This window comes from Mesorhizobium australicum (assembly GCF_900177325.1).
GTDB lineage: Bacteria > Pseudomonadota > Alphaproteobacteria > Rhizobiales > Rhizobiaceae > Mesorhizobium_A > Mesorhizobium_A australicum_A.
Window position 1 is genome coordinate 3,773,600 of sequence record NZ_FXBL01000004.1, and the last position, 20,864, is coordinate 3,794,463.

Annotated in this window: 25 protein-coding genes; 19 read left to right on the forward strand and 6 right to left on the reverse strand. The window is 64.9% G+C overall.

The genetic code is table 11. From position 1 onward, the window contains the following. The first annotated feature begins 12 nt into the window (after positions 1 to 12). The 10 genes from uvrB to B9Z03_RS21125 all read left to right on the forward strand — a co-directional run bounded on the left by uvrB (position 13) and on the right by B9Z03_RS21125 (position 8,497). Positions 13 to 2,997 carry an excinuclease ABC subunit UvrB gene (gene uvrB, locus B9Z03_RS21080; protein WP_085466006.1) on the forward strand — a complete coding sequence of 995 codons (2,985 nt, stop codon included), beginning with the start codon at positions 13 to 15 and terminating at the stop codon, positions 2,995 to 2,997. A 6-nt stretch (positions 2,998 to 3,003) separates the two neighbouring features. Further along, the gene (locus B9Z03_RS21085; RefSeq protein ID WP_085466007.1) at positions 3,004 to 3,603 is read left to right on the forward strand and encodes a YdeI/OmpD-associated family protein; all 600 of its coding nucleotides are present in this window, start codon (positions 3,004 to 3,006) and stop codon (positions 3,601 to 3,603) included. 8 nt (positions 3,604 to 3,611) lie between these two features. Further along, entirely contained in the window at positions 3,612 to 4,208 is a 597-nt protein-coding gene (locus B9Z03_RS21090; protein WP_244561806.1) for a DUF922 domain-containing Zn-dependent protease, read from the forward strand. A gap of 36 nt (positions 4,209 to 4,244) precedes the next feature. Further along, positions 4,245 to 4,586 (forward strand): hypothetical protein, encoded by a 342-nt coding sequence (locus B9Z03_RS21095; RefSeq protein ID WP_085466009.1) that lies wholly within the window; start codon positions 4,245 to 4,247, stop codon positions 4,584 to 4,586. A 43-nt stretch (positions 4,587 to 4,629) separates the two neighbouring features. Continuing rightward, positions 4,630 to 5,316: a polyamine aminopropyltransferase gene (locus B9Z03_RS21100; RefSeq protein WP_085466010.1), complete on the forward strand. Its 687-nt coding sequence runs from the start codon at positions 4,630 to 4,632 to the stop codon at positions 5,314 to 5,316. A gap of 37 nt (positions 5,317 to 5,353) precedes the next feature. Further along, the gene (locus tag B9Z03_RS21105) at positions 5,354 to 6,547 is read left to right on the forward strand and encodes a DNA methyltransferase (protein WP_085466011.1); all 1,194 of its coding nucleotides are present in this window, start codon (positions 5,354 to 5,356) and stop codon (positions 6,545 to 6,547) included. A gap of 217 nt (positions 6,548 to 6,764) precedes the next feature. Then, positions 6,765 to 6,977 carry a cold-shock protein gene (locus B9Z03_RS21110; protein WP_085466012.1) on the forward strand — a complete coding sequence of 71 codons (213 nt, stop codon included), beginning with the start codon at positions 6,765 to 6,767 and terminating at the stop codon, positions 6,975 to 6,977. Positions 6,978 to 7,141: 164 nt separating this feature from the next. Further along, a complete protein-coding gene (locus B9Z03_RS21115; RefSeq protein ID WP_085466013.1) occupies positions 7,142 to 7,576 on the forward strand; it encodes a hypothetical protein in 435 nt (144 codons plus the stop codon). A gap of 297 nt (positions 7,577 to 7,873) precedes the next feature. Beyond that, complete coding sequence (locus tag B9Z03_RS21120; protein ID WP_139832500.1) at positions 7,874 to 8,080, forward strand: cold-shock protein; 207 nt, start codon at positions 7,874 to 7,876, stop codon at positions 8,078 to 8,080. 120 nt (positions 8,081 to 8,200) lie between these two features. Continuing rightward, the gene (locus tag B9Z03_RS21125; RefSeq protein ID WP_085466015.1) at positions 8,201 to 8,497 is read left to right on the forward strand and encodes a hypothetical protein; all 297 of its coding nucleotides are present in this window, start codon (positions 8,201 to 8,203) and stop codon (positions 8,495 to 8,497) included. A gap of 9 nt (positions 8,498 to 8,506) precedes the next feature. On the opposite strand, the gene B9Z03_RS21130 is transcribed toward B9Z03_RS21125, so the two are convergent. The 3 genes from B9Z03_RS21130 to B9Z03_RS21140 form a co-directional block, all read right to left on the reverse strand. Further along, complete coding sequence (locus tag B9Z03_RS21130) at positions 8,507 to 9,145, reverse strand: MBL fold metallo-hydrolase (RefSeq protein ID WP_085466016.1); 639 nt, start codon at positions 9,143 to 9,145, stop codon at positions 8,507 to 8,509. A 125-nt stretch (positions 9,146 to 9,270) separates the two neighbouring features. Further along, positions 9,271 to 9,567, reverse strand: a complete 297-nt coding sequence (locus B9Z03_RS21135) for a hypothetical protein (protein WP_085466017.1) — start codon at positions 9,565 to 9,567, stop codon at positions 9,271 to 9,273. A 153-nt stretch (positions 9,568 to 9,720) separates the two neighbouring features. Next, positions 9,721 to 10,614 carry a branched-chain amino acid aminotransferase gene (locus B9Z03_RS21140; RefSeq protein WP_085466018.1) on the reverse strand — a complete coding sequence of 298 codons (894 nt, stop codon included), beginning with the start codon at positions 10,612 to 10,614 and terminating at the stop codon, positions 9,721 to 9,723. A gap of 248 nt (positions 10,615 to 10,862) precedes the next feature. Here B9Z03_RS21140 and B9Z03_RS21145 point away from each other — a divergent pair, with 248 nt between their 5' ends. From B9Z03_RS21145 to B9Z03_RS21155, 3 genes are all read left to right on the forward strand, one after another. Next, the gene (locus B9Z03_RS21145; RefSeq protein WP_085466019.1) at positions 10,863 to 11,387 is read left to right on the forward strand and encodes a MarR family winged helix-turn-helix transcriptional regulator; all 525 of its coding nucleotides are present in this window, start codon (positions 10,863 to 10,865) and stop codon (positions 11,385 to 11,387) included. Between the two features lie 4 nt (positions 11,388 to 11,391). Then, positions 11,392 to 12,099 carry a response regulator gene (locus tag B9Z03_RS21150; protein ID WP_085466020.1) on the forward strand — a complete coding sequence of 236 codons (708 nt, stop codon included), beginning with the start codon at positions 11,392 to 11,394 and terminating at the stop codon, positions 12,097 to 12,099. A gap of 134 nt (positions 12,100 to 12,233) precedes the next feature. Next, the gene (locus B9Z03_RS21155) at positions 12,234 to 13,529 is read left to right on the forward strand and encodes an ATP-binding protein (protein WP_244561929.1); all 1,296 of its coding nucleotides are present in this window, start codon (positions 12,234 to 12,236) and stop codon (positions 13,527 to 13,529) included. A gap of 19 nt (positions 13,530 to 13,548) precedes the next feature. Here B9Z03_RS21155 and B9Z03_RS21160 read toward each other — a convergent pair whose 3' ends face one another. The 3 genes from B9Z03_RS21160 to B9Z03_RS21170 form a co-directional block, all read right to left on the reverse strand. After that, positions 13,549 to 13,899, reverse strand: coding sequence for a tRNA-binding protein (locus tag B9Z03_RS21160; protein WP_085466022.1), 351 nt, complete (start codon positions 13,897 to 13,899; stop codon positions 13,549 to 13,551). Between the two features lie 4 nt (positions 13,900 to 13,903). Continuing rightward, complete coding sequence (locus B9Z03_RS21165) at positions 13,904 to 14,404, reverse strand: type III secretion system chaperone family protein (protein WP_085466023.1); 501 nt, start codon at positions 14,402 to 14,404, stop codon at positions 13,904 to 13,906. Between the two features lie 314 nt (positions 14,405 to 14,718). Then, positions 14,719 to 15,024: an accessory factor UbiK family protein gene (locus tag B9Z03_RS21170; protein ID WP_085466024.1), complete on the reverse strand. Its 306-nt coding sequence runs from the start codon at positions 15,022 to 15,024 to the stop codon at positions 14,719 to 14,721. Between the two features lie 134 nt (positions 15,025 to 15,158). Between B9Z03_RS21170 and lgt the strand changes: the two genes are divergently transcribed. From lgt to B9Z03_RS21200, 6 genes are all read left to right on the forward strand, one after another. Next, entirely contained in the window at positions 15,159 to 15,998 is an 840-nt protein-coding gene (gene lgt / locus B9Z03_RS21175) for a prolipoprotein diacylglyceryl transferase (protein WP_085466025.1), read from the forward strand. Then, the gene (locus tag B9Z03_RS21180; protein WP_085466026.1) at positions 15,995 to 17,089 is read left to right on the forward strand and encodes a class I SAM-dependent methyltransferase; all 1,095 of its coding nucleotides are present in this window, start codon (positions 15,995 to 15,997) and stop codon (positions 17,087 to 17,089) included. Before lgt ends, B9Z03_RS21180 begins: the two co-directional genes overlap by 4 nt. A gap of 130 nt (positions 17,090 to 17,219) precedes the next feature. Further along, positions 17,220 to 18,014, forward strand: a complete 795-nt coding sequence (pgeF, locus tag B9Z03_RS21185) for a peptidoglycan editing factor PgeF (RefSeq protein ID WP_085466027.1) — start codon at positions 17,220 to 17,222, stop codon at positions 18,012 to 18,014. Beyond that, positions 18,014 to 19,165 carry a M24 family metallopeptidase gene (locus B9Z03_RS21190; protein ID WP_085466028.1) on the forward strand — a complete coding sequence of 384 codons (1,152 nt, stop codon included), beginning with the start codon at positions 18,014 to 18,016 and terminating at the stop codon, positions 19,163 to 19,165. Before pgeF ends, B9Z03_RS21190 begins: the two co-directional genes overlap by 1 nt. Before the next feature lie 57 nt (positions 19,166 to 19,222). After that, positions 19,223 to 19,762 (forward strand): hypothetical protein, encoded by a 540-nt coding sequence (locus B9Z03_RS21195; protein WP_085466029.1) that lies wholly within the window; start codon positions 19,223 to 19,225, stop codon positions 19,760 to 19,762. Between the two features lie 120 nt (positions 19,763 to 19,882). Beyond that, positions 19,883 to 20,815, forward strand: a complete 933-nt coding sequence (locus tag B9Z03_RS21200) for a ribose-phosphate pyrophosphokinase (RefSeq protein WP_085466030.1) — start codon at positions 19,883 to 19,885, stop codon at positions 20,813 to 20,815. The last annotated feature ends 49 nt before the right edge of the window (positions 20,816 to 20,864 follow it).

The following is a 20,864-nucleotide window of genomic DNA, read 5'->3' on the forward strand; positions in this document are numbered from 1 at the left end:
CATATTTGGGACATGGCCAAATCCTCCGACCGCAACGCCATGCGCAAGCGTGGCAGCCAGATGACCGACTTCCACGATGCATCCGAGCCGCTGGAGCCGCGCGGCTTCGGCGAGGCACCGCAGGCGGAGTTCGAAGGCGCACCTCTTTCCGGCAGCGTCTCAGACTGGGTGCGCGACCTGGAGAAAGCGGCCGAAGCCGAGGGCCGCAAGTCCGAGACCCGCGCGATCCGCTCCGCGGCCGGCACGCACCGCGTCAAGGCGGCCGGCGGCGAAACGCCCGCTCCCAGGGGCGGAAAGAAGGTGCCGGAGCGTTCATCGGCGCCGACACGCACCGCGCGCGGAACGTCGATGGGCGGCGCCGCGAGCGCCAAGGAACGCGCCGCCGCGGGCCTCAACCCGGTCGCGGGCCTCGACATCAGCCTGGAGGACGTCGGATCGCTCGCCTCCTCCGGCGTCACCGCCACGGTCCAGGCGCTGGCCGACCTGATCGAGAGCGGCAACCCGCTGCACAAGAACGGCGAACTGTGGGTACCGCACCGCCCTGCCCGTCCGGACAAGTCCGAAGGCGGCATCGCGATCCGGATGGAGACCGAGTTCAAACCGTCCGGCGACCAGCCGACCGCGATCAAGGACTTGGTCGAGGGCGTCGACAATGCCGACCGAACCCAGGTCCTGCTCGGCGTCACCGGCTCGGGCAAGACCTTCACAATGGCCAAGGTGATCGAGGAGACGCAGCGCCCGGCGCTGATCCTCGCTCCCAACAAGACGCTGGCCGCCCAGCTCTACGGCGAATTCAAGAAGTTCTTCCCGAACAACGCGGTCGAGTATTTCGTCTCCTATTACGACTACTACCAGCCGGAGGCCTACGTCCCGCGCACCGATACCTATATCGAGAAAGAATCGTCGATCAACGAACAGATCGACCGCATGCGCCACTCGGCGACGCGCTCGCTCTTGGAGCGAGACGACGTCATCATCGTCGCCTCCGTGTCGTGCATCTACGGTATCGGCTCGGTCGAGACCTATACGGCGATGACCTTCCAGATGACGGTCGGCGACCGGCTCGACCAGCGCCAGCTTCTCGCCGACCTCGTCGCACAGCAGTACAAGCGCCAGGAGATCAACTTCACCCGCGGCTCGTTCCGCGTGCGTGGCGACACGATCGAACTGTTCCCCGCCCACCTGGAGGACCGCGCCTGGCGCATCTCGATGTTCGGCGACGAGATCGATTCCATCATGGAATTCGACCCGCTGACCGGCCAGAAGACCGGCGACCTCAAGTCGGTGAAGATCTACGCCAACTCGCACTACGTCACGCCGCGCCCAACGTTGAATCAGGCCATCAAGTCGATCAAGGAAGAGCTGCAGCATCGGCTGCAGGAGCTTGAAAAGGCGGGACGATTGCTGGAGGCGCAGCGGCTGGAGCAGCGCACCCGTTACGATCTGGAGATGCTGGAGGCCACCGGCTCCTGCGCCGGCATCGAGAACTATTCGCGCTATCTCACCGGCCGCCGTCCGGGCGACCCGCCGCCGACCCTGTTCGAATATATCCCCGACAATGCGATTGTCTTCATCGACGAGAGCCATGTCACCGTGCCGCAGATCGGCGGCATGTATCGCGGCGACTTCCGTCGTAAGGCGACGCTGGCCGAATACGGCTTCCGCCTGCCCTCCTGCATGGATAACCGGCCGCTGCGCTTCGAGGAATGGGACGCCATGCGCCCGACCACGATCGCCGTTTCCGCGACGCCGGGCGGCTGGGAGATGGACCAGGCCGGCGGCGTCTTCGCCGAGCAGGTCATCCGTCCGACCGGCCTGATCGATCCGCCCGTCGAGGTGCGGCCCGCGAAGAGCCAGGTCGACGATGTGCTGGGCGAGATCCGCGAGACGGCGCGTAAAGGCTACCGCACGCTCTGCACTGTGCTCACCAAGCGCATGGCCGAGGACCTGACCGAATACCTGCACGAGCAGGGCATTCGGGTGCGCTACATGCACTCCGACATCGATACGCTGGAGCGCATCGAGATCATCCGCGACCTGCGCCTCGGTGCCTTCGATTGCCTCATCGGCATCAACCTGCTGCGCGAAGGCCTCGATATCCCCGAATGCGGCTTCGTCGCCATCCTCGACGCCGACAAGGAAGGCTTCCTGCGTTCGGAAACCTCGTTGATCCAGACCATCGGCCGCGCCGCGCGCAACGTCGACGGCAAGGTCATCCTTTATGCCGACCAGATCACCGGCTCGATGGAGCGGGCGATGGCTGAGACGGAGCGCCGCCGCGAGAAGCAGCTCGAATACAATGCCGCCCACGGCATCACGCCGGAGAGCGTAAAGTCGCGCATCGCCGACATCCTCGATTCGGTCTACGAAAAGGACCACGTGCGCGCCGAGCTTCCGTCCGGCGGCAGCGGCGGCGTCAACAACCTGGTCGGCAACAATCTCAAGGCCCATCTGGAACATCTCGAAAAGGAGATGCGCGATTCAGCCGCCGACCTCGACTTCGAGCGCGCCGCCCGCCTGCGCGACGAGATCAAGCGGCTGCGCGAGGCCGAGCTTGCGGTGGCCGACGATCCGCTGGCGCGTGATGTGGCGATCGATAACACGCAGCAGTCGCGCAGGGACGCCGCACGCGGCAAGCCGAAGACGGCGACGTCGCTCTTCGCCAAGCCCGCCCTCGACGAGATGGGCACCTCCGGCGACCATGCGACGCCGGCCGGCGCCGTCGACCGTTCACTGTTCAGGAAACAGACCGCCAGCGAGGCGCACGGATCCGACTATGGAACCCCGAATGATGGCCGCGGCCTGTTCCGCAAGAACACGCTGGACGAGATGACGGTGCGACGCACCGAAAAGCCGGTCGAAGGCGCGAAACCGGCAAGGCCGGACGACGTCAAGCCGGTGGTCCGCGGCAAGGTGGGTGTGGGCTCTTACGAAGACCCCGCCGACGAAAAGCGTCAGAAGCGCCGCCCCGGCAAGACCGGACGCCCGGGGCAGTAGGACGTCGTGGCGCCCGTCAAAGTCGACCCCGCCAAGGTCCGTGAGGTCGCAAGCACCGACGCCTTTTACGCGTGGCTCGGCGCGAACCACGACCGCGCCGACGAGATCTGGATCCGCATCTTCAAGGTCGCGTCGGGCGTCCCGTCGATCACGCCGAAGCAGGCGATCGATGTATGCCTGTGCTGGGGATGGATCGACGCCATCAAGAAGAGCCTCGACGAGAAGAGCTTTCTCCAGCGCTACACGCCGCGCGGCCGCAAGAGCGTCTGGAGCAGGATCAATGTCGACAATGTCGCCCGCCTGATCGGGGAAGGCCGGATGACCGAACACGGCCTCAGGCATGTCGAGGCAGCAAAGGCCGACGGTCGCTGGGACCGCGCCTATGGCGGCTCTAAGGACATGACCATCCCGCCCGACCTCCAGGCCGCGATCGATGCCGAGCCGGATGCCAAAGCGATGCTCGAACGGCTTTCGGCGCAGAACCGCTTCGCGCTTGCCTTCCGGCTGCATAACCTCAAGACAGAGACCGCGCGGCAGAGGCGCGTCGCGGCCTTCGTCGAGATGCTGAAGCGCGGCGAGACAATCTATCCGCAGGGCAAGACATGACACGAAGAGTGCATCGCTCCCTCCTCGGAGCAGCCGTCGCCACGACTTTGGCGGCCTCCTTCTCGGCCCACGCCGCCGACTGGCAGGCGACCGAGGTCGTCAAGACCTACGCCATCTCCGGCACGACCGGCCCGGAGCTCTACGCGTCGATCGGCGATAAGGGACCAACGATCGGCCCGACGCGCACGATCGCGGTCACGAATTACGACCTGAAATGGCGCCGCAACTATGTGCCGGAGGGCACCTCATGCCGTCTCGTTTCGGCCAAGCCGTTCCTGACGATCACCTACACGTTGCCGAAGCCGTCTTCACAGCTGCCCGCGTCGACCGAGAGACTCTGGAAAAGCTTTATCGACGGTATCCGGGCGCACGAGAAGGTGCATGGCGACTATATCCGCCAGATGACTCAGGCCATCCTCGACACGACCGTCGGCATGGTGGTGGAGAACGATCCGGGCTGCCGCGAGATCAAGGAAAGGGTGAAGAAGCCGATCCTTGACGCCGGTCTCGCCTACAAGGCGAAGAACAGCGCCTTCGAGAGAGTCGAGATGGCAAAGGGCGGTAACGTCCACCAGCTCATCCTGGCGCTGGTCAATGGCGGCTGAACGCGATACGAGTCCCCCTGTCGCGGGGGAACGACCATGAAGATGCTGACGACATGGACGGCCGCGGCCGTCCTTCTTGCCTGCTCGGCCCAGGCGGACGAGCCGCCGAAGCCCGATTTCGGCCGCGACTGTGGCAACTACTACAGGCAGGGGCTCGATGCCGACGTCTCGCCGAACAAGGCAGACGCCTACTGTTCTTGCCTCGCCGGCGAATTCGCCAGGGCAGGGCTCGGCGAGGATGCGCTCGCCTTCTTCGGCCGAACCTATTCGGAAGACCTGACCACCTTCATCCACGAATATCCGAAGGGCGACGCCTGGATGGAGCAGAGCTTCAAGGCCGAACCGATCTGCAAGGCCGAGATCGGCGCGGCGAAGTGAGAGCGGAACGGTCACCCGTCGCCCGGCTCAAGATCGCGCGGACATGATCCCATGGGTGCATCTCGCCAGCGCCGCCGTGCCTGACGGCGCCGGAGACCTGCGGCTGAAGCGCCGGGGGGCAGAGTTCTCGATCATGTCGGGAACGATCGAACTGATGAATTCGCGGCTCTCCGGCTCCGAAGAGGCGCTCGCAACGCTCGTCGCGCAGCGTCTCGCCGGGCGCAAGGCGCCATCCGTCCTGATCGGCGGCCTCGGCATGGGCTTCACGATGCGCGCGGCCCTGGCTGCCCTCGGGTCGGACGCGCGTATCACGGTCGCCGAACTCGTGCCAGAAGTGGTCGATTGGGCACGCGGGCCGATGGCTGAATTGTCTGCCGGGTGCCTGGACGATCCGCGGGTGACGGTGGCGATCGCCGACGTGGCGGCCCTGATCCGACCAGCCCCCGGCGGCGGACGGGCACCTCAGTGGGACGCCATTCTCCTCGACGTGGACAACGGCCCCGAGGGTCTGACCCGCCGCGTCAACGACAGGCTCTATGACCATGCGGGGCTTGCCGCCGCGCGTGGGGCACTGACTCCGGGCGGCGTGCTGGCCGTCTGGTCGCAAGGGCCGGACCGCGCCTTTTCGAAGCGCCTGCGCGATGCCGGATTCGCAGTCGAGGAGGTTATGGTGCGCGCGCATCGCGGAAGGAAGGGCGCGCGTCATGTTGTCTGGCTGGCGACGAGATAACTCGCCGAATCGTGCGTTAGCGGCTACCGTTACGTTGATGACCGCGCATCCGAACCTTTCTTCCGGAATCACGGAATCTCTGGCGGCGTTTTCGGGCTTCGGACGCCCGACGGAAATCGTCGCACGCGACGGCCTCACTTACTTTGTCAATGAGTTCTGGACCGCGCGACAGCGCCAGTCGTCCAGCCTGCATGAGATTTCTTACCGCGCCTGCTTCAAGGCGGAACTGCCGCGTTTCTTCATCGAACGGCTGACCGAGCCCGGCGACCTCGTCTACGACCCCTTCATGGGACGCGGCACGACGCCGCTGGAAGCCGCCCTGCTCGGCCGGCGCGCCGCCGGCAACGACGTGAACCCGCTCTCCGCAATGCTCGTCGGCCCACGCCTTTCGCCGCCAACGCTGGAGGAGGTGGGGGAAGCGCTCGCCGCGATCGACCTCGACGCGGAGGCAGAGAGCAATCCGGACCTGCTCGCCTTCTATCATCCCGACACGCTGCGCCAGATCGCGGCACTGCGCGCCTGGCTGCTCGTGCGGGCCGATCGCCTGACGCGGGCCGAGCAGTGGATCCGCATGGTGGCAATCAACCGGCTCACCGGCCACTCGTCCGGCTTCTTCTCCGTCTACACCCTGCCGCCAAACCAGGCCGTGTCGGTCGCCTCGCAGCGCAGGATCAACGCGAAGCGAAGTCAGACGCCTCCCCGGCGGGACGTTGTCGCCATCATCCTGCGCAAATCCGCGAGCCTGCTTGCCGGTCCCCTCCCCTCGCCGGCCGAGCCGCCGCTCCTGATGACCGGTCGCGCCTCGCACACGCCGGCCCTGCTGGATGCGTCCGCAGCGCTCGCCATCACCTCGCCCCCCTTCCTCGACGTGGTCGACTATGCCGGCGACAACTGGCTGCGCTGCTGGTTCGCGGGCATCGATCCAAGGATGGTCGCCATCGACCACCACAGGACAGTGGCGGAGTGGACAGGCTTCGTGCGCGCGACCCTTGCCGAGCTTGCCCGCGTCGTGCGCCCCGGCGGACATGTTGCCTTTGAGGTCGGCGAGGTGCGCGGCGGCAAGGTACTGCTCGAACGGCATGTGGCCGAGGCGGCCGAAGGCCTGCCGCTCGACTTCATCGGCGTGATCGTCAACGACCAGGCCTTCACCAAGACGGCAAATTGCTGGGGCGTCGGCAACAACAGCCGCGGCACCAACACAAACCGCATCTGCCTGTTCCGCCGACGGTAGAACTTTGCGGCTTCATTACTGAGTCGATGCCTTGCCGGTCCGCGACATCTTGTCAATCAGCCAGCCTTCTGCCATAGCTTGTGATGTTCGGGCACTGACTGACCCGGAGACTGGATGAGTTTTGGACCACCTTTCCCCGACATCGTGACGATCCGACGCCGCGACCCTGTGCACACCGCGCAGACGCTTATGACCCACGGGAAAAGGAGATTCCCCATTGTCGCAGACCGGTACCGTTAAATTCTTCAACGCAACCAAGGGCTTCGGCTTCATCACGCCGGATGGCGGCGCGAAGGACGTCTTCGTCCACATCTCGGCCATCGAGAAGTCGGGCATGCGCACGCTCGTTGACGGACAGAAGGTTTCCTTCGACGTCGAGCCGGACCGCATGGGCAAGGGCCCGAAGGCAGTCAACCTCCGTCCGGCCTGATCCGCTTCCGTCGGATCGATTTCGGGACACGATGGCGCGGCGCTTCAGGCGCCGCGCTTTTTTTCCGGGTCTTAACCGACGCCACTCGTCGGGCTTTGCTGACGATTGCTTTCATGCGATGTTTTTCCACTTCGGCACGGGCCCGAAGGCTGGAGGAACAAGACATGCGTTTCCTGAAGATCGCCGCTGCACTCGCATTGTCGATAGCGTCGGCCACACCGATGACCGCGAGCGCCGGACAGCCCGGCCAGTCTCCCGCCCTGGCCGAAGGGCTGCTCGTCAACGTCTCGGGCTGCCACCGCGACGTTCAACGGCATTACGTTCCGGAATTCGGCCGTCGCGCCTGGCACTATCACCGTGGCCGCAACTGCCGCCCGGTCCGCGTCGACGGCCCTGGTGGCGGTCCGGGCTTCATCCCCGGACCTTCCCGCCCGCCGGTCGATTGCCATCGCGATGCCCGCCGCCACTACCTGCCGGGATACGGTTCTGTCGTCCACCGACATGTCGGGGAAAGCTGCCGCCCACGTATCCTCAGGCGCTCGGAGACCTTCCGCCCGGGCGCTTGCGTGAGCATCGGCCCGGTCACCTTCTGCGACTGACAAAGGCCGGCCTTCGGCTCTCGCGGCCGAAGGGTGGGCCACAACGAAAGTTTCGCTTGCTCCAGCGGCGATTTTGTTGACTATTCGGGCTTCGGGTAATTGCCGGCCCGGAGACTGTATCTGCTTGCCTGTGTTCAGCGCGCGCTTTTCGCAGGCGGATCGCCGAAAGAGTGAGCCGTGGGGACGGCTCCGCAGCGATCGTGCGAATTGCATCTCCTCCAGTAACCAACCGAACGCGCCGGGGTTAGGAAAGGCGCGGCATGTCAGTGACTGAAAAGGGAGCATGCAATGGGCCAGATGCAAGGCACCGTCAAATTCTTCAACCATGCCAAGGGTTTCGGGTTCATCACGCCCGATGGCGGCGCCAAGGACATCTTCGTGCACATCTCCGCTGTGCAGGCGTCCGGCCTAGCCGGCCTGCAGGATGGCCAGAAGGTTTCCTTCGACACGGAACCGGACAAGCGCGGCAAGGGGCCGAAGGCGGTCAATCTGACCGTCGGCTGATGCCGACGCCTCTCGGGCGGGGCGAACGCGGCCTGAACCGGTCATTCAGCCACGGTTCAGGCGGAACGGGTGAGAGTTGCAACGCGTACGACCATCATGGCCGTATGTGCGGAGGCTGATATGTCGTCCATTTTTCGCATTCTTCTGGGTGCCGCCATAACTGTCGGCGCCGCAGCATCGGTCTCTCATGCCGCCGGAAACGGCGCGATCGAAAGGCCTGCCCCGCAACTTACCATCCTGCCCGGCAAGCCGATCGAATTGCGCCCGAACTTCAATCTGGCCGCGACGCTGAACGCCATCATCGCGGCCCAGATCGCGGCGCAGAACGGCGCGCAGATGGACAGCGACAACCCCTATCGCCAGCCGCGCCCGCGGCCGGACCGCGAGCAACTCGTCGGGATCGCGAAGGGCGGATAACCGCCCCTTTCAGGTGAGGAAGGGATTAGAACGCCGTTCATCGCCGAAGCGGCTGCCCGGCCCGTGCCCGCAGATGAAGCCGATGTCGTCGCCAAGCGGCAGCAGCTTTTCCTTGATCGATCGGATCAGGGCAGCATGGTCCCCGCCCGGCAGATCGGTGCGGCCGACCGAGCCGTTGAAGAGCACATCGCCGACATGCGCGAAGCGGGCCGCGCGGTTGAAATAGACAACGTGGCCAGGCGCGTGGCCAGGGCAATGGAGCACCTCGAAGACATGTTCTCCGAAGGAGACAGTGTCTCCCTCGGCGAGATACCTGTCCGTCGTGCAGTTTCGTACGCCGGTGATGCCGAAGCGCATCGCCTGATTGTCGATATTGGCAAGCAGTGGCGCGTCGGCGACGTGCGGGCCGATGATTTCCACCCCTAGCCGCTCCTTCAGCTCCATGGCGCCGCCGGCATGGTCGAGATGGCCGTGGGTGATCCAGATCTGCTCGATCTTGAAGCCGTTGTCCTCGATCGCCTTGACGAGCACGTCGACATCTCCACCCGGATCGACGATCACGCCGGCCTTCGTCTCGTCATCGAACAGGATCGTGCAGTTCTGCTGGAACGGCGTCACCTGGATGATCCCGGCATTCAATCGACCCATCGTCGGCCTTTCATGCTGTCGTGGAAGCTGCGGGGGGGCTTAGCGGCAGGGCGACAGGCCGTCCACCCAAAAGAAACGGGCGGCGCATCGGCCGCCCGTCGGAAGCAGGGCGAGGGCCGTCCCGCTTACTTCTTCATCGCGTTCATGACGGCGCCGACGATGCCGGTCAGGATCGCGCCGCCGCCAGCACCACCCACGATGTTCTCGAGGTTGAGCGAGCTCGCGAGACCGCCGGCCGCCGCCGGATCGACCGCACCACCCAGCAGGCTGCCGAGGATGGCCGCGCCACCGACGCCGCCGAGCGCACCGCTGATGATCTTGGGGAGCTGGCCCATTGCCGCCTGCTTGATCGCAGCACCTACCGCCTGGCCGCCGATGATTCCCGTGACGATCTGAATGATGATCGGAAGAAGTGCTTCCATGTGCCTGTCCTTTCCCCTCCAAGGGAGGCGTGGCCGCCTATCGACCGCGCCTGCGACAATGAGAGCCTGAACAATACGAAAGTCAAATGACTCCCGACCAAAGAAAACGGGCGGCCATGGGCCGCCCGTGGTCAGCATCGGAAAAACCCGCCTCTACTCGGCGGCGATAGCCCGCTTGGGCTGCACTTCGGCGGAGTAGTCGTTCATGAGATTGCGCGAGATTTCCCCGGGCGTGAAACGATACGGCCCCACTTCCGAGACCGGCGTGACCTCGGCGGCGGTGCCGGTAAGGAAACACTCCGAGAAACCTGTGAGTTCTTCCGGCATGATGGCGCGTTCGACCACACTGTAGCCGCGGCGCTTGGCCAGATCGATCACGGTACGGCGGGTGATTCCATCGAGGAAGCAGTCCGGCTTCGGCGTGTGCAGCACGCCGTCCTTGACGAAGAAGATGTTCGCGCCGGTCGCTTCGGCGACCTGGCCGCGCCAGTCGAGCATCATCGCGTCGGCATAGCCCTTGGCCTCTGCATTGTGCTTGGAGATGGTGCAGATCATGTAGAGGCCTGCAGCCTTCGACTTCGACGGCGCCGTGCGCGGATCCGGCCGGCGATACTCGGCGATGTCGAGGCGGATGCCCTTCAGCTTCTGCTCGGGATCGAAATAGCTCGGCCACTGCCAGATGGCGACGGCGCAGTTGATGCGGTTGTTCTGCGCCGACACGCCCATCATCTCCGATCCGCGCCAGGCGATCGGACGGACATAGGCGTCGCTGAAGCCCTGCCTGCGCAGCACCTCGCGGCAGGCATCGTCGATCTCGGCGACCGAATAGGGGATCTTGAAGCCAAGGATACGCGCGGATTCGTGCAGGCGCTCGGTATGTTCGGTGAGCTTGAAGATCTCCCCGCCATAGGCCCGCTCGCCCTCGAACACGGCGCTCGCATAGTGCAGACCGTGCGTGAGCACGTGAATCTTGGCGTCCGCCCATTTGACGAATTCGCCGTTCATCCAGATGTAACCATCGAGCTTGTCGAAGGGAACCGATGCCATGTCACACTCCTTGGCCGTGCCGGCCTCATTGTTCGCCGTCTTCCGATCATAAGCCGGACGGCGGCGAATCGCCACCGGAGGCCGGAGGTCCGGGAAACAGGACCGTCCGTGAAAAGGAAGTTACGGGAAAAGCGTTCATCCCTTGGCTTTTCAGTCGCCAAGCGCCGAAAAGCTTGGCAAAAATTACCAGCCGGCCTAATTTATGTCAACAAGGCTGACATAAAATTCCAAATGGCCTACGAGGACCAATGCAGGCACGTATCAAGACGACCCCGGAACCGATCCGAACCGCGCTGACCCGCGAGGCCGGGATCGATTTCGCGATCATCGAGCTCATCTACTTCGCGTATCGGGATTTCACCTCCGACCCGGACCAGATCCTGGAGAAGTATGGCTTCGGCCGTGCGCACCACCGCGTCGTCCACTTCGTCAACCGCAGGCCGGGCCTGACGGTGGCAGAGCTTCTCGACGTGCTGCAGATCACCAAGCAGTCGCTCGCGCGCGTGTTGAAACAGCTTGTCGACACGGGCTACATTGTCCAGGTGCAAGGGCTCAAGGACCGAAGGCAGCGCGAGCTCTATCCGACCGCCAAGGGCCGGGAACTTGCGCTGGCGTTGGCTACGCCACAGTCCCGCCGCATCGCGGAGGCAATCCGGGGCTACAGCTCCGCCGAGCGGGAGGCGATAGAGGGTTTCCTGCGCGGCATGGTCAAACCCGAGCTGAGGGTTCAGGTTGATGAACTTCCAGGCTCGAAATCCGCCGAGAGGGGATGAGGAGATGACCGAGGAAAACCGGACGCCACCGGGAGACGACGCGCCCCACCTTCTGGTGATCGACGACGACACGCGCATCCGCAATCTTTTGAAGCAGTTCCTCACGAGCAACGGCTTCCGCGTCACCGTGGCGGGCACGGCGGCTGAAGCGCGGCGCCATCTGGAAGGCCTGGACTTCGATCTCCTGGTGCTCGACGTGATGATGCCGGGCGAAACCGGCGTCGAGCTCACCAAGGCGCTGCGCGCCGACAAGAACATGCCCATCCTGATGCTGACCGCGCTCTCCGAGACCGACAGCCGCATCGCCGGCCTCGAGGCGGGCGCCGACGACTATCTGCCGAAGCCTTTCGATCCGCGCGAACTGATCCTGCGCATCAACAACATCCTGCGCCGCGGCGGTCCCCCGCCGACGCCGAAGGTCGAGCAGATCGTCTTCGGTCCCTACACGTTCCAGATCGCCCGGCGCGAGCTCAAGAAAGGCGGCGAGACGATCAAGCTGACCGACCGGGAGCAGGACATCCTGTCGGTCTTTGCCGGCCGCATCGGCGAGACCATCCCTCGGCATGAACTGGTCGGCGGCGAGGCCGAGGTCGGCGAACGCACCATCGACGTGCAGATCAACCGGCTGCGCCGCAAGATCGAGCGCGATCCGGCCAATCCCGTATGGCTGCAGACCGTGCGCGGGGTGGGCTACAGGCTGAGCGTCGAATAGGCGCGGCCGGGGCGGACATGGCGGCGACCGATCCCACCGACGTCCGGCCCGGCGGCATCGAGGCCTTCCTGCGCCGCTGGCGCCCGCGCGGGCCGCTGATCTGGCGCAAGGCGTGGCGGCGCGTCTCCCACTACATGCCCAAGGGCCTCTACGCCCGCTCGCTCATCATCGTCATCGCGCCGATGATCCTGCTGCAGGGCGTGGTGGCCTTCGTCTTCATGGAGCGCCACTGGCAGCTCGTCACCCAGCGCCTGTCGACAGCCGTCGTCCGCGACATCGCTGCGATCATCGACATGATCGAGACCTACCCGCCGGGCGACAACTATGCCGACGTGATCCGCATCGCCCAGGAGCGCCTCGCGCTCAAGATCGACCTCCTGCCGCCAGACCCCCTGCCCGCCCCAGGGCCGAAACCCTTCTTCTCGATCCTCGACGGCATCCTGTCGACCGAGATCACCCGCCAGATCAACCGCCCGTTCTGGATCGACACGGTGGGCAATTCGAGCATCGTCGAGGTCAGGATCCAGCTTGAGAACAAGGTGCTCAGGGTGTTTGCCCGGCGCAGCCAGGCCTATGCCTCCAACAGCCACATCTTCGTGGTCTGGATGGTCGTCACCTCGCTGGTTCTGCTCACCATCGCCATCCTGTTCCTGCGCAACCAGATCCGTCCGATCCAGAAGCTGGCGGAAGCCGCCGACCTGTTCGGCAAGGGCCGCTCGCCGCCCGCCGACTTCCAGCCGCGTGGCGCCGAGGAAGTGCGCCGCGCCGGCCTTGCGTTCATCCAGATGCGCGAGCGCATCGAGCGGCAGATCGAGCAGCGCACCGCCATGCTGACGGGCGTCAGCCACGACCTGCGCACCATCCTGACGCGCTTCCGCCTGCAGCTCGCGCTGACCGGCTCCAAGGCCGACGTCGCCGCGCTCGACCAGGACATCGACGACATGCAATCCATGCTTGAGGGCTATCTTGCCTTCGCGCGTGGCGAAGCCTCGGAGGACACCGGCACGCTCGACCTCAACGCGCTGTTCGACCGCCTCAAGGAAGAGGCGAACCTGCGCAAGAGGACGTTGAAGATCGCGCTCGTCGGCGAGCCGCAGGTGCATGTGCGCCCGCATGCCTTCACACGGCTCGCCACCAACCTCGTCGGCAACGCATTCCGCTACGCGAAGAACGTCTCCGTTACGGCGACCCATCGCCGTGGCGCGCTGACGATGATCGTGGACGACGATGGTCCCGGAATCCCGCTCGACCGACGCGAGGACGTCTTCAAGCCGTTCGTCCGTCTCGACGAAGCCCGCAACCAGGATGCGAGCGGCACTGGCCTCGGCCTCTCTATCGCCCGCGACATCGCCCGGAGCCACGGCGGCGACATCTCGCTCGACGACAGCCCGATGGGCGGCCTGCGCGCGGTAGTGAGGGTGCCGGCTTAAAGAAATCCGGACTAGCTGATCAGAACAGCCGCCCGCCGTCCGGCACCTTGCGGTCGATCGCGCCGAGCACCACAGCGCCTTCCTCGTCCGGGAAGCCCAGCGTCAGCACTTCGGACATGAATTTGCCGATCTGGCGCGGCGGAAAGTTCACCACAGCGAACACTTGTCGCCCGACCAGCGTCTCAGGCTCGTAGTATTTGGTGATCTGTGCGGAGGAGCGCTTCACGCCGATCTCCGGGCCGAAATCGATCCTGAGCTTGATCGCCGGCTTGCGGGCCTCCGGATAAGGTTCAGCCTCGACGATCGTGCCGGCACGAATGTCGACACGCTCGAAATCCTCGTAGGTGATCGGCGGCCTCGGCGAACTCATCGCGTCAGGCGTTGCCCTGCGTCTCGAACAGGGCGCTGTTGAGCGCATCGCGCGCGCTCGTTCCCGACCAGACGACGAACTGGAAGGCCTGGAAATAGGTCTCGCAGGCTTCAAGCGCCGAGTTGAGCAGCACCTCGACCTGCTGGCTGGTCGGGTCCGCGCCGCCGCAGAGCAGCAGGGCCTGGCGGAACATGATCGCGCCCTCCTGCTCCCACAGGTCGAAATGGCCGAACAGCATCTGCTCGTTGATAATCGACAGCAGCCGCATCACCTCGAGCACACGGTTCTCGGGAACCTTGATGTCGAAGGCGCAGGCGAGATGCAGCGCCTCGAAATCCTCCATCCAGGAGAAGGAGACATGGTAGTCGGTCCAGTCGCCGGCGACGGCGATCGCGATCTCATCGTCGCCGGTTCTCTCGAAGGCCCAGTCGTTCGCGTGCGCGACCTGTTCGATCATGTCGACCGGGTGCGGGTTTCTGGAGAGATCGAGTTCAAGCAGGCTCATCGTAGGCTTCCTGTCGTTACGGGAGCGCCACCGCACGCTCCACCGGGAGAGGCACGCGCGACTGGTGAACGCACTACGGCTGAGCGGAAGGAACAAACTACCCCTGCCGGACCGCCCCGGACCGGCGCATGTTCGGTGTTCCGAATCATGCAACAATTTCAGTCTATTGATGGAGAGTCGGCGCGCTAGTCCCTTTTTGCAGGAAGCTTGCGCGAGGGTGTGGAAAGCCGGCGTGCGGCAGATTCAGCGATACCGTTAAGCGATTCAGCCGCAACGCTTTTCGCAGTGCGGCTGCCTGTGGACAGATGTCCGAATTATTTTTTCGCAGCAGTCTTTTTCCGGCTCGGCGCCGGGGCCTCGGTCCCTTCCAGCGCCGCGACGCGTGCTTCCAGAGCGTCGATCCGCTTCAGAAGCGAGGCATTTTCCGCCCTCGCCCGCGCAGCCAGCTCCTTCACCGCCTCGAATTCCTCCCGCTGCGGGATCTCCATCGAGTTGAACCATTTCTCTGCCTGTGAGCGGAAAGCTGTCTCCACCTCGCGGCGGACGCCCTGCGCGGCGCCCGCCGCGTCGGTCATCAGCTTGGCGAACTCGTCGAGGATGCGGTTGGGTCCGTTGGACATAGGGAAAACCTCGTTGCTGAAAAGCAATTAGGAGGCCGCGCGGCCGTTTGCAAGGCGACGCGCCGCCGCCTTGACCTCGCCCGGAGCCTCGGCCAAGGTCCGCCGCTCTTCGCAACCGGTTCGACAGGCTTTCCGTGACCGAACTTCTCCTGCCGCTTGCGGCCCTTCCCTTCCCCGACATCGACCCGGTGCTGATCTCGATCGGGCCGCTCGCGATCCACTGGTACGGACTCGGTTACGTAGTCGGCATTCTGTTCGCTTGGTGGTATTCGCGCAGGCTTGCCTCGACGCCACGTCTCTGGGCGCACCATACGCCGGCCATGACGCCCGAGCACCTTGATGACTTCGTCGTCTGGGCCGCCGTCGGCGTCGTCGCCGGCGGGCGCATCGGCTATATCCTTTTCTACGATTTCGCCCGCTACATCGCCAATCCGCTCGACATGCTGGCGATCTGGGAGGGCGGCATGTCTTTCCATGGCGGCCTGCTCGGCGTAATTCTCGCCATGATCCTGTTTGCGCGCCGCCGGCAGATCAACACTTGGAGCTTGTTCGACGTGGTCGCCGCCGGCGTGCCGGTCGGACTGGGGCTGGTGCGCGTCACGAATTTCGTCAATTCTGAACTTTGGGGCCGTCCTGCCGATGTGCCTTGGGCGTTCGTCTTCCCCAATGGCGGCCCGGAGCCGCGCCATCCGAGCCAGCTTTACGAGGCGAGCCTGGAAGGCATCGTGCTCTTCCTCGTCCTCGTCTGGCTGGTCTGGGGTCTGAAAAAGCTGAAGACGCCGGGATTCATCGGCGGCGCGTTCATCTGTGGCTATGGCCTGTCGCGCATCATCGTCGAGTTCTTCCGCGTGCCGGACCCGCAGCTCGGCTACCTGCTCGGCGGCTGGCTCACCATGGGCATGGTTCTGTCGCTGCCTATGGTGCTGGCCGGCATCTGGGCGATGGCGACGGCGAAGCAGCCCGCCGCCAGATGACGCCCCTCGCCCGGCGCCTCGCCGAACAGATCGCGGCGCATGGCCCGATCTCGGTCGCCGAATACATGGCGATGTGCCTATTCGATCCGGAGGACGGCTACTATACCACCCGCGAGCCGTTCGGTGCGTATGGCGATTTCACCACGGCCCCGGAAATCAGCCAGATGTTCGGCGAGATCGTCGGCGTGTGGCTGGTCGCGGCCTGGCAGGCGCTCGGACGCCCCCTGCCCGCCACGATCGCCGAGATCGGCCCCGGCCGCGGCACGCTGACGAAGGATTTGCTGCGCACGATCAGGCACTTGGCGCCGGAGCTTGAATCGGGATCGCAGATCGCCCTCGTCGAGGCGAGTCCGCGGCTGGCCGAGGTGCAGCGTCAGACCCTCGGCGAAGCGTCACAGCGCATCTCCTGGCTGCGGACGGTGGACGAGCTGCCGCCGCACTCCCTGTTCATCGTCGGCAACGAGCTGTTCGACGCGATTCCCATCAGGCAGTTTGTAAAGACTCAGGCCGGCTGGCGCGAGCGCATGGTGGGGCTGGACGAGGCGGGAGCCCTCGCCTTCTTCGCCGGCATGGCGTCGCTGGACGACACCTTCCTGCCGCCGGGATCGGCGGATGCACCGGAAGGCTCGATCTTCGAGATCGCGCCGGCCCGTAGCGCCGTGATGGCCGGAATCGCGCAACGCATCGCGCAGGACGGCGGCGCCGGCCTGTTCTTCGACTACGGCCATCTCGCTTCCGGCCTCGGAGACACGCTGCAAGCAGTGCGCCGCCATACCTACGACCCCACGCTCGACCATCCGGGCGAGGCGGACCTCACCTCGCACGTCGATTTCGAGGCGCTGGCGCGGGAAGCCGAACGCCAGGGACTGAAAACGGCTGCGATGTCGCAGGGCGAATTCCTGCTCGCCATGGGCCTGCTGGAGCGCGCCAGCAGCCTGGGAGCGAATGTCGACGAGACTAGGCGCGAGGAGATCCGCGACGAGGTCGAGCGCCTGGCAGCTCAAGACCAGATGGGCGAGTTGTTCAAGGTTCTGGCCATTGCCCGAAAGCCTCCAAGCATTGCGCCTTTCAGCCACGTGAGCGGTGATTAGTTCGCTTGGCAGGGTGGCGCACCTGGACACGCAGATTGACACGCACCGACCGTCTGTCCCAACTTCCCGCTCGCCGGGACAAGCCTGTCGCCGATTTGCCCGCAGACCCCGAGCCGCCAGAAGGCAGTTGATGCAGAACAGTTCGCGCCCCGACCCGCTCAGGTCGGAACATCTTGAATTTGCTGGCGCGCCGTCCATCCGGCACGGCTTTTTCACGCGCGCCGGCGGCGTGTCGGGAGGCATCTACGCTGGCCTGAACACGGGCACCGGCTCCGACGATGACAAGGCCCATGTGGCGGAGAATCGTCGCCGCGTCGCCGAATGGATGGGTGTCGAGCCTGGGAATCTGCTGAGCGTCTGGCAGGTGCATTCGCCCGACGTGGTAACGGTGCGCGAGCCGTTCGCCGGCGAGCGGCCCAAGGCGGATGCTATAGTGACGGACCGGCCGGGCATTGCGGTCAGCGCATCGGCCGCCGATTGCGGCCCCGTTCTCTTCGCCGATCCTGAGGCGGCAGTCGTCGGCGCGGCGCATGCCGGCTGGAAGGGCGCCTTCACCGGCGTGCTCGAGAACACGGTTTCGGCCATGGAAGCGCTGGGGGCCCGGCGCGAGCGCATCGTCGCAGTCCTCGGACCCTCGATCAGCCAGCGCAACTATGAGGTCGGCCCCGAATTCGTCGAACGCTTCACCGCCGGCAACGCCGCGAACGAACACTACTTCGCGCCGTCGCAGAAAGCCGGGCATGCTATGTTCGATCTCAACACCTATACCGTCGACCGGCTGCGGTCTGCCGGCGTCCAGGCGCATGCGCTCTACCGTTGCACCTATGCGGAGGAGGATCTTTTCTACTCCTACCGCCGAACGACCCATCGCGGCGAGCCGGACTACGGCCGGTTGATCTCGTCGATCGTGATTGGAGAGGAATGATGGCGCTTCATTTTGAACGCACCGAATTCGACGCGCGGCGCGACCGGCTCGTCCTGGAGATGGCCGACCGCAAGCTCGACGCGATCCTGCTTTTCGCGCAGGAAAGCATGTATTGGCTGACCGGCTACGACACGTTCGGCTTCTGCTTCTTCCAGTGCCTGGTGGTGAAGTCCGACGGCTCGATGGTGCTGCTGACCCGTTCCGCCGACCTGCGCCAGGCCAAGCACACCTCGATCATCGAGAACATCGTGCTGTGGACAGACCGAGACAACGCCAACCCGGCCGTCGACCTGCGCAACCTCCTGAACGACATGGATCTGCTGGGCTGCAACATCGGCATCGAATACGACACGCACGGCCTGACCGCCTTCAACGGACGTCGGCTGGACGAGCAGATGCAGACCTTCGGCAAGATCTCCGACGCGTCCGGCATCGTCTCGCGCCTGCGGGTGGTGAAGAGCCCGGCCGAGATCAGGAAGATCGAGAAGGCGGCCGCGCTCTCAGACGACGCGCTGGACGCCGCCCTTCCCCTGATCAAGCAGGGCGGCGACGAGGGCGCGATCCTCGCGGCCATGCAGGGCGCGATCTTCGCCGGCGGCGGCGACTATCCCGCGAATGAGTTCATCATCGGCTCGGGCGTGGACGCGCTTCTGTGCCGCTACAAGGCCGGACGCCGCAAGCTGACCAAGAACGACCAGCTGACGCTCGAATGGGCTGGCGTCTTCCACCACTACCACGCCGCGATGATGCGCACAGCCATCGTCGGCAAGGTGTCGAAACGCCACCAGGAGCTCTACGACGCCTGCCGCGATGCGCTGCTGGCCGTCGAGAAAGCCATGGTGCCCGGCAAGACCTTCGGCGACGTGTTCGACGCGCATGCAAGGGTGATGGAGGCGCACGGCATGACGCGCCATCGCCTCAACGCCTGCGGCTACTCTCAGGGCGCGCGCTTCACGCCGTCCTGGATGGACATGCCGATGTTCTACACCGGCAATCCGGAGCCGATCGCGCCGAACATGACGCTGTTCGCGCATATGATCATCATGGATTCCGACACCGAGACGGCGATGACGCTCGGTCGTACCTATCTGACCACCGAAGGCGATCCCCGGCCACTGTCGCGCCATGGTCTCGACTTGATCGTGCGATGAGGTCTAAACTGTGCGTATCGGCCTGTAGGGCCCTGTGTAGAGGGTAAGATCGGAGCGATGAACCGCTGCCTGACAGCATTCGTTCTCGCGATCGCGGCGCTTGCGGGCGCCGCCTGCACCAGTGTGGACCCCACGATGGGTATCGCCACCAAGTCCACGCCGGAGCCGCTTCCCGTGGTCGAGCCGACCCAGACCGCGTCCACTCCGCCGCAGGTCGCCGCCCTGACGACAGAGCCGGCGCGGGTGAGCCTGGCGCCGGTGATCGGCGCGCCGACGGAAGCCGTCGAACAATTGTCGGCGGAACTTGCTGCGCGTGCGCCGTCCAAGCGCTTCGCACTGCAGACTTCGGGCGATCCAACGGCCACATATACGCTGAAGGGCTTCTTCTCCACCTCGCCCGAGGAAGGCGAGACGATCATCTTCTACGTCTGGGACGTGATGGATACCGCAGGCAACCGGGTGCATCGCTTTTCCGGGCAGGAGCGGGTCAAGGGAAAGAACCAGGGATGGATCGACGTAACGGAAGCCAACATGCGCTCCATCGCCGATCGCACGGCGGACGAGTTCGCCGCATGGCTCGCGACCCGTGCGGGCTGAGAACGGTCTGCGACTTTTTTCGCACCTGCCGTGTGCACATCTCCTTATTGGCTTGAAATGCGCCGGCTTGGCGCTTAAAGGCGCGCATTATCCGAGCGAGACGAGCGCCAGGGATTCTGCATGAAATTGTTCGCGGGCAACTCCAACCGGGTGCTGGCCGAAGCGGTCGCCCGGTACCTGAACATTTCGCTCGGCAAGGCGAGCGTCCGGCGCTTCGCCGACCAGGAGATATTCGTCGAGATCCAGGAGAACGTGCGCGGCCAGGACGTCTTCGTGCTGCAGTCGACCTCGTTCCCGGCGAACGACCACCTGATGGAACTGCTGATCATGATCGATGCGTTCCGCCGCTCCTCGGCGCGGCGCATCACGGCGGTCATCCCCTATTTCGGCTATGCGCGGCAGGATCGCCGCGCTTCGGGCCGCACGCCGATCTCTGCCAAGCTCGTCGCCAACCTGATCACGCGCGCGGGCGTCGACCGCGTGCTGACGCTCGACCTGCATGCCGGCCAGATCCAGGGCTTCTTCGACATCCCGACCGACAACCTGTTCGCCGTGCCGGTGATGGCCCGCGACGTGAAGTCCCGCTACAACCTCTCCAACGTCATGGTCGTCTCGCCCGACGTCGGCGGCGTGGTGCGAGCGCGCGCGCTCGCCAAGCGCATCGACGCGCAGCTCTCGATCGTCGACAAGCGCCGCGAGCGGCCGGGCGAGTCGGAAGTCATGAACATCATCGGCGACGTCGAGGGCAAGGACTGCCTTCTGCTCGACGACATCGTCGATTCGGGCGGCACGCTCTGCAACGCCGCCGATGCCTTGCTCGCCAACGGTGCGACCAGTGTCACCGCCTACATCACCCATGGTGTTCTCTCCGGAGGCGCGGTCGCCCGCATCACCTCGTCCAAGCTCAAGGAACTTGTGATCACCGACTCGATCCAACCGACGGCCAGCGTCGAGGCAGCCCACAACATCCGCGTGGTTTCGATTGCCGACCTGATCGGCGAGGCAATCTCGCGCACTGCGACCGAAGAATCGGTCTCCAGCCTGTTCGACTGAACCGAGGCGCGTTCGCTAAAATCCGACCATTTCGGAATTCCATGCCTTA

Coding starts and splice junctions, on each gene's coding strand:
- B9Z03_RS21095 (WP_085466009.1), top strand. CDS start 4,245: ATGAAGATGCTGACGACATGGACGGCCGCGGCCGTCCTTCTTGCCTGC.
- B9Z03_RS21155 (WP_244561929.1), top strand. CDS start 12,234: ATGCCCAAGGGCCTCTACGCCCGCTCGCTCATCATCGTCATCGCGCCG.
- B9Z03_RS21130 (WP_085466016.1), bottom strand. CDS start 9,145: ATGGGTCGATTGAATGCCGGGATCATCCAGGTGACGCCGTTCCAGCAG.
- pgeF (WP_085466027.1), top strand. CDS start 17,220: ATGCAGAACAGTTCGCGCCCCGACCCGCTCAGGTCGGAACATCTTGAA.
- B9Z03_RS21150 (WP_085466020.1), top strand. CDS start 11,392: ATGACCGAGGAAAACCGGACGCCACCGGGAGACGACGCGCCCCACCTT.
- B9Z03_RS21195 (WP_085466029.1), top strand. CDS start 19,223: ATGAACCGCTGCCTGACAGCATTCGTTCTCGCGATCGCGGCGCTTGCG.
- B9Z03_RS21190 (WP_085466028.1), top strand. CDS start 18,014: ATGGCGCTTCATTTTGAACGCACCGAATTCGACGCGCGGCGCGACCGG.
- B9Z03_RS21105 (WP_085466011.1), top strand. CDS start 5,354: ATGACCGCGCATCCGAACCTTTCTTCCGGAATCACGGAATCTCTGGCG.
- B9Z03_RS21180 (WP_085466026.1), top strand. CDS start 15,995: ATGACGCCCCTCGCCCGGCGCCTCGCCGAACAGATCGCGGCGCATGGC.
- B9Z03_RS21100 (WP_085466010.1), top strand. CDS start 4,630: ATGATCCCATGGGTGCATCTCGCCAGCGCCGCCGTGCCTGACGGCGCC.
- B9Z03_RS21135 (WP_085466017.1), bottom strand. CDS start 9,567: ATGGAAGCACTTCTTCCGATCATCATTCAGATCGTCACGGGAATCATC.
- uvrB (WP_085466006.1), top strand. CDS start 13: ATGGCCAAATCCTCCGACCGCAACGCCATGCGCAAGCGTGGCAGCCAG.
- B9Z03_RS21140 (WP_085466018.1), bottom strand. CDS start 10,614: ATGGCATCGGTTCCCTTCGACAAGCTCGATGGTTACATCTGGATGAAC.
- B9Z03_RS21115 (WP_085466013.1), top strand. CDS start 7,142: ATGCGTTTCCTGAAGATCGCCGCTGCACTCGCATTGTCGATAGCGTCG.
- B9Z03_RS21125 (WP_085466015.1), top strand. CDS start 8,201: ATGTCGTCCATTTTTCGCATTCTTCTGGGTGCCGCCATAACTGTCGGC.
- B9Z03_RS21145 (WP_085466019.1), top strand. CDS start 10,863: ATGCAGGCACGTATCAAGACGACCCCGGAACCGATCCGAACCGCGCTG.
- B9Z03_RS21170 (WP_085466024.1), bottom strand. CDS start 15,024: ATGTCCAACGGACCCAACCGCATCCTCGACGAGTTCGCCAAGCTGATG.
- B9Z03_RS21120 (WP_139832500.1), top strand. CDS start 7,874: ATGCAAGGCACCGTCAAATTCTTCAACCATGCCAAGGGTTTCGGGTTC.
- B9Z03_RS21200 (WP_085466030.1), top strand. CDS start 19,883: ATGAAATTGTTCGCGGGCAACTCCAACCGGGTGCTGGCCGAAGCGGTC.
- B9Z03_RS21160 (WP_085466022.1), bottom strand. CDS start 13,899: ATGAGTTCGCCGAGGCCGCCGATCACCTACGAGGATTTCGAGCGTGTC.
- B9Z03_RS21165 (WP_085466023.1), bottom strand. CDS start 14,404: ATGAGCCTGCTTGAACTCGATCTCTCCAGAAACCCGCACCCGGTCGAC.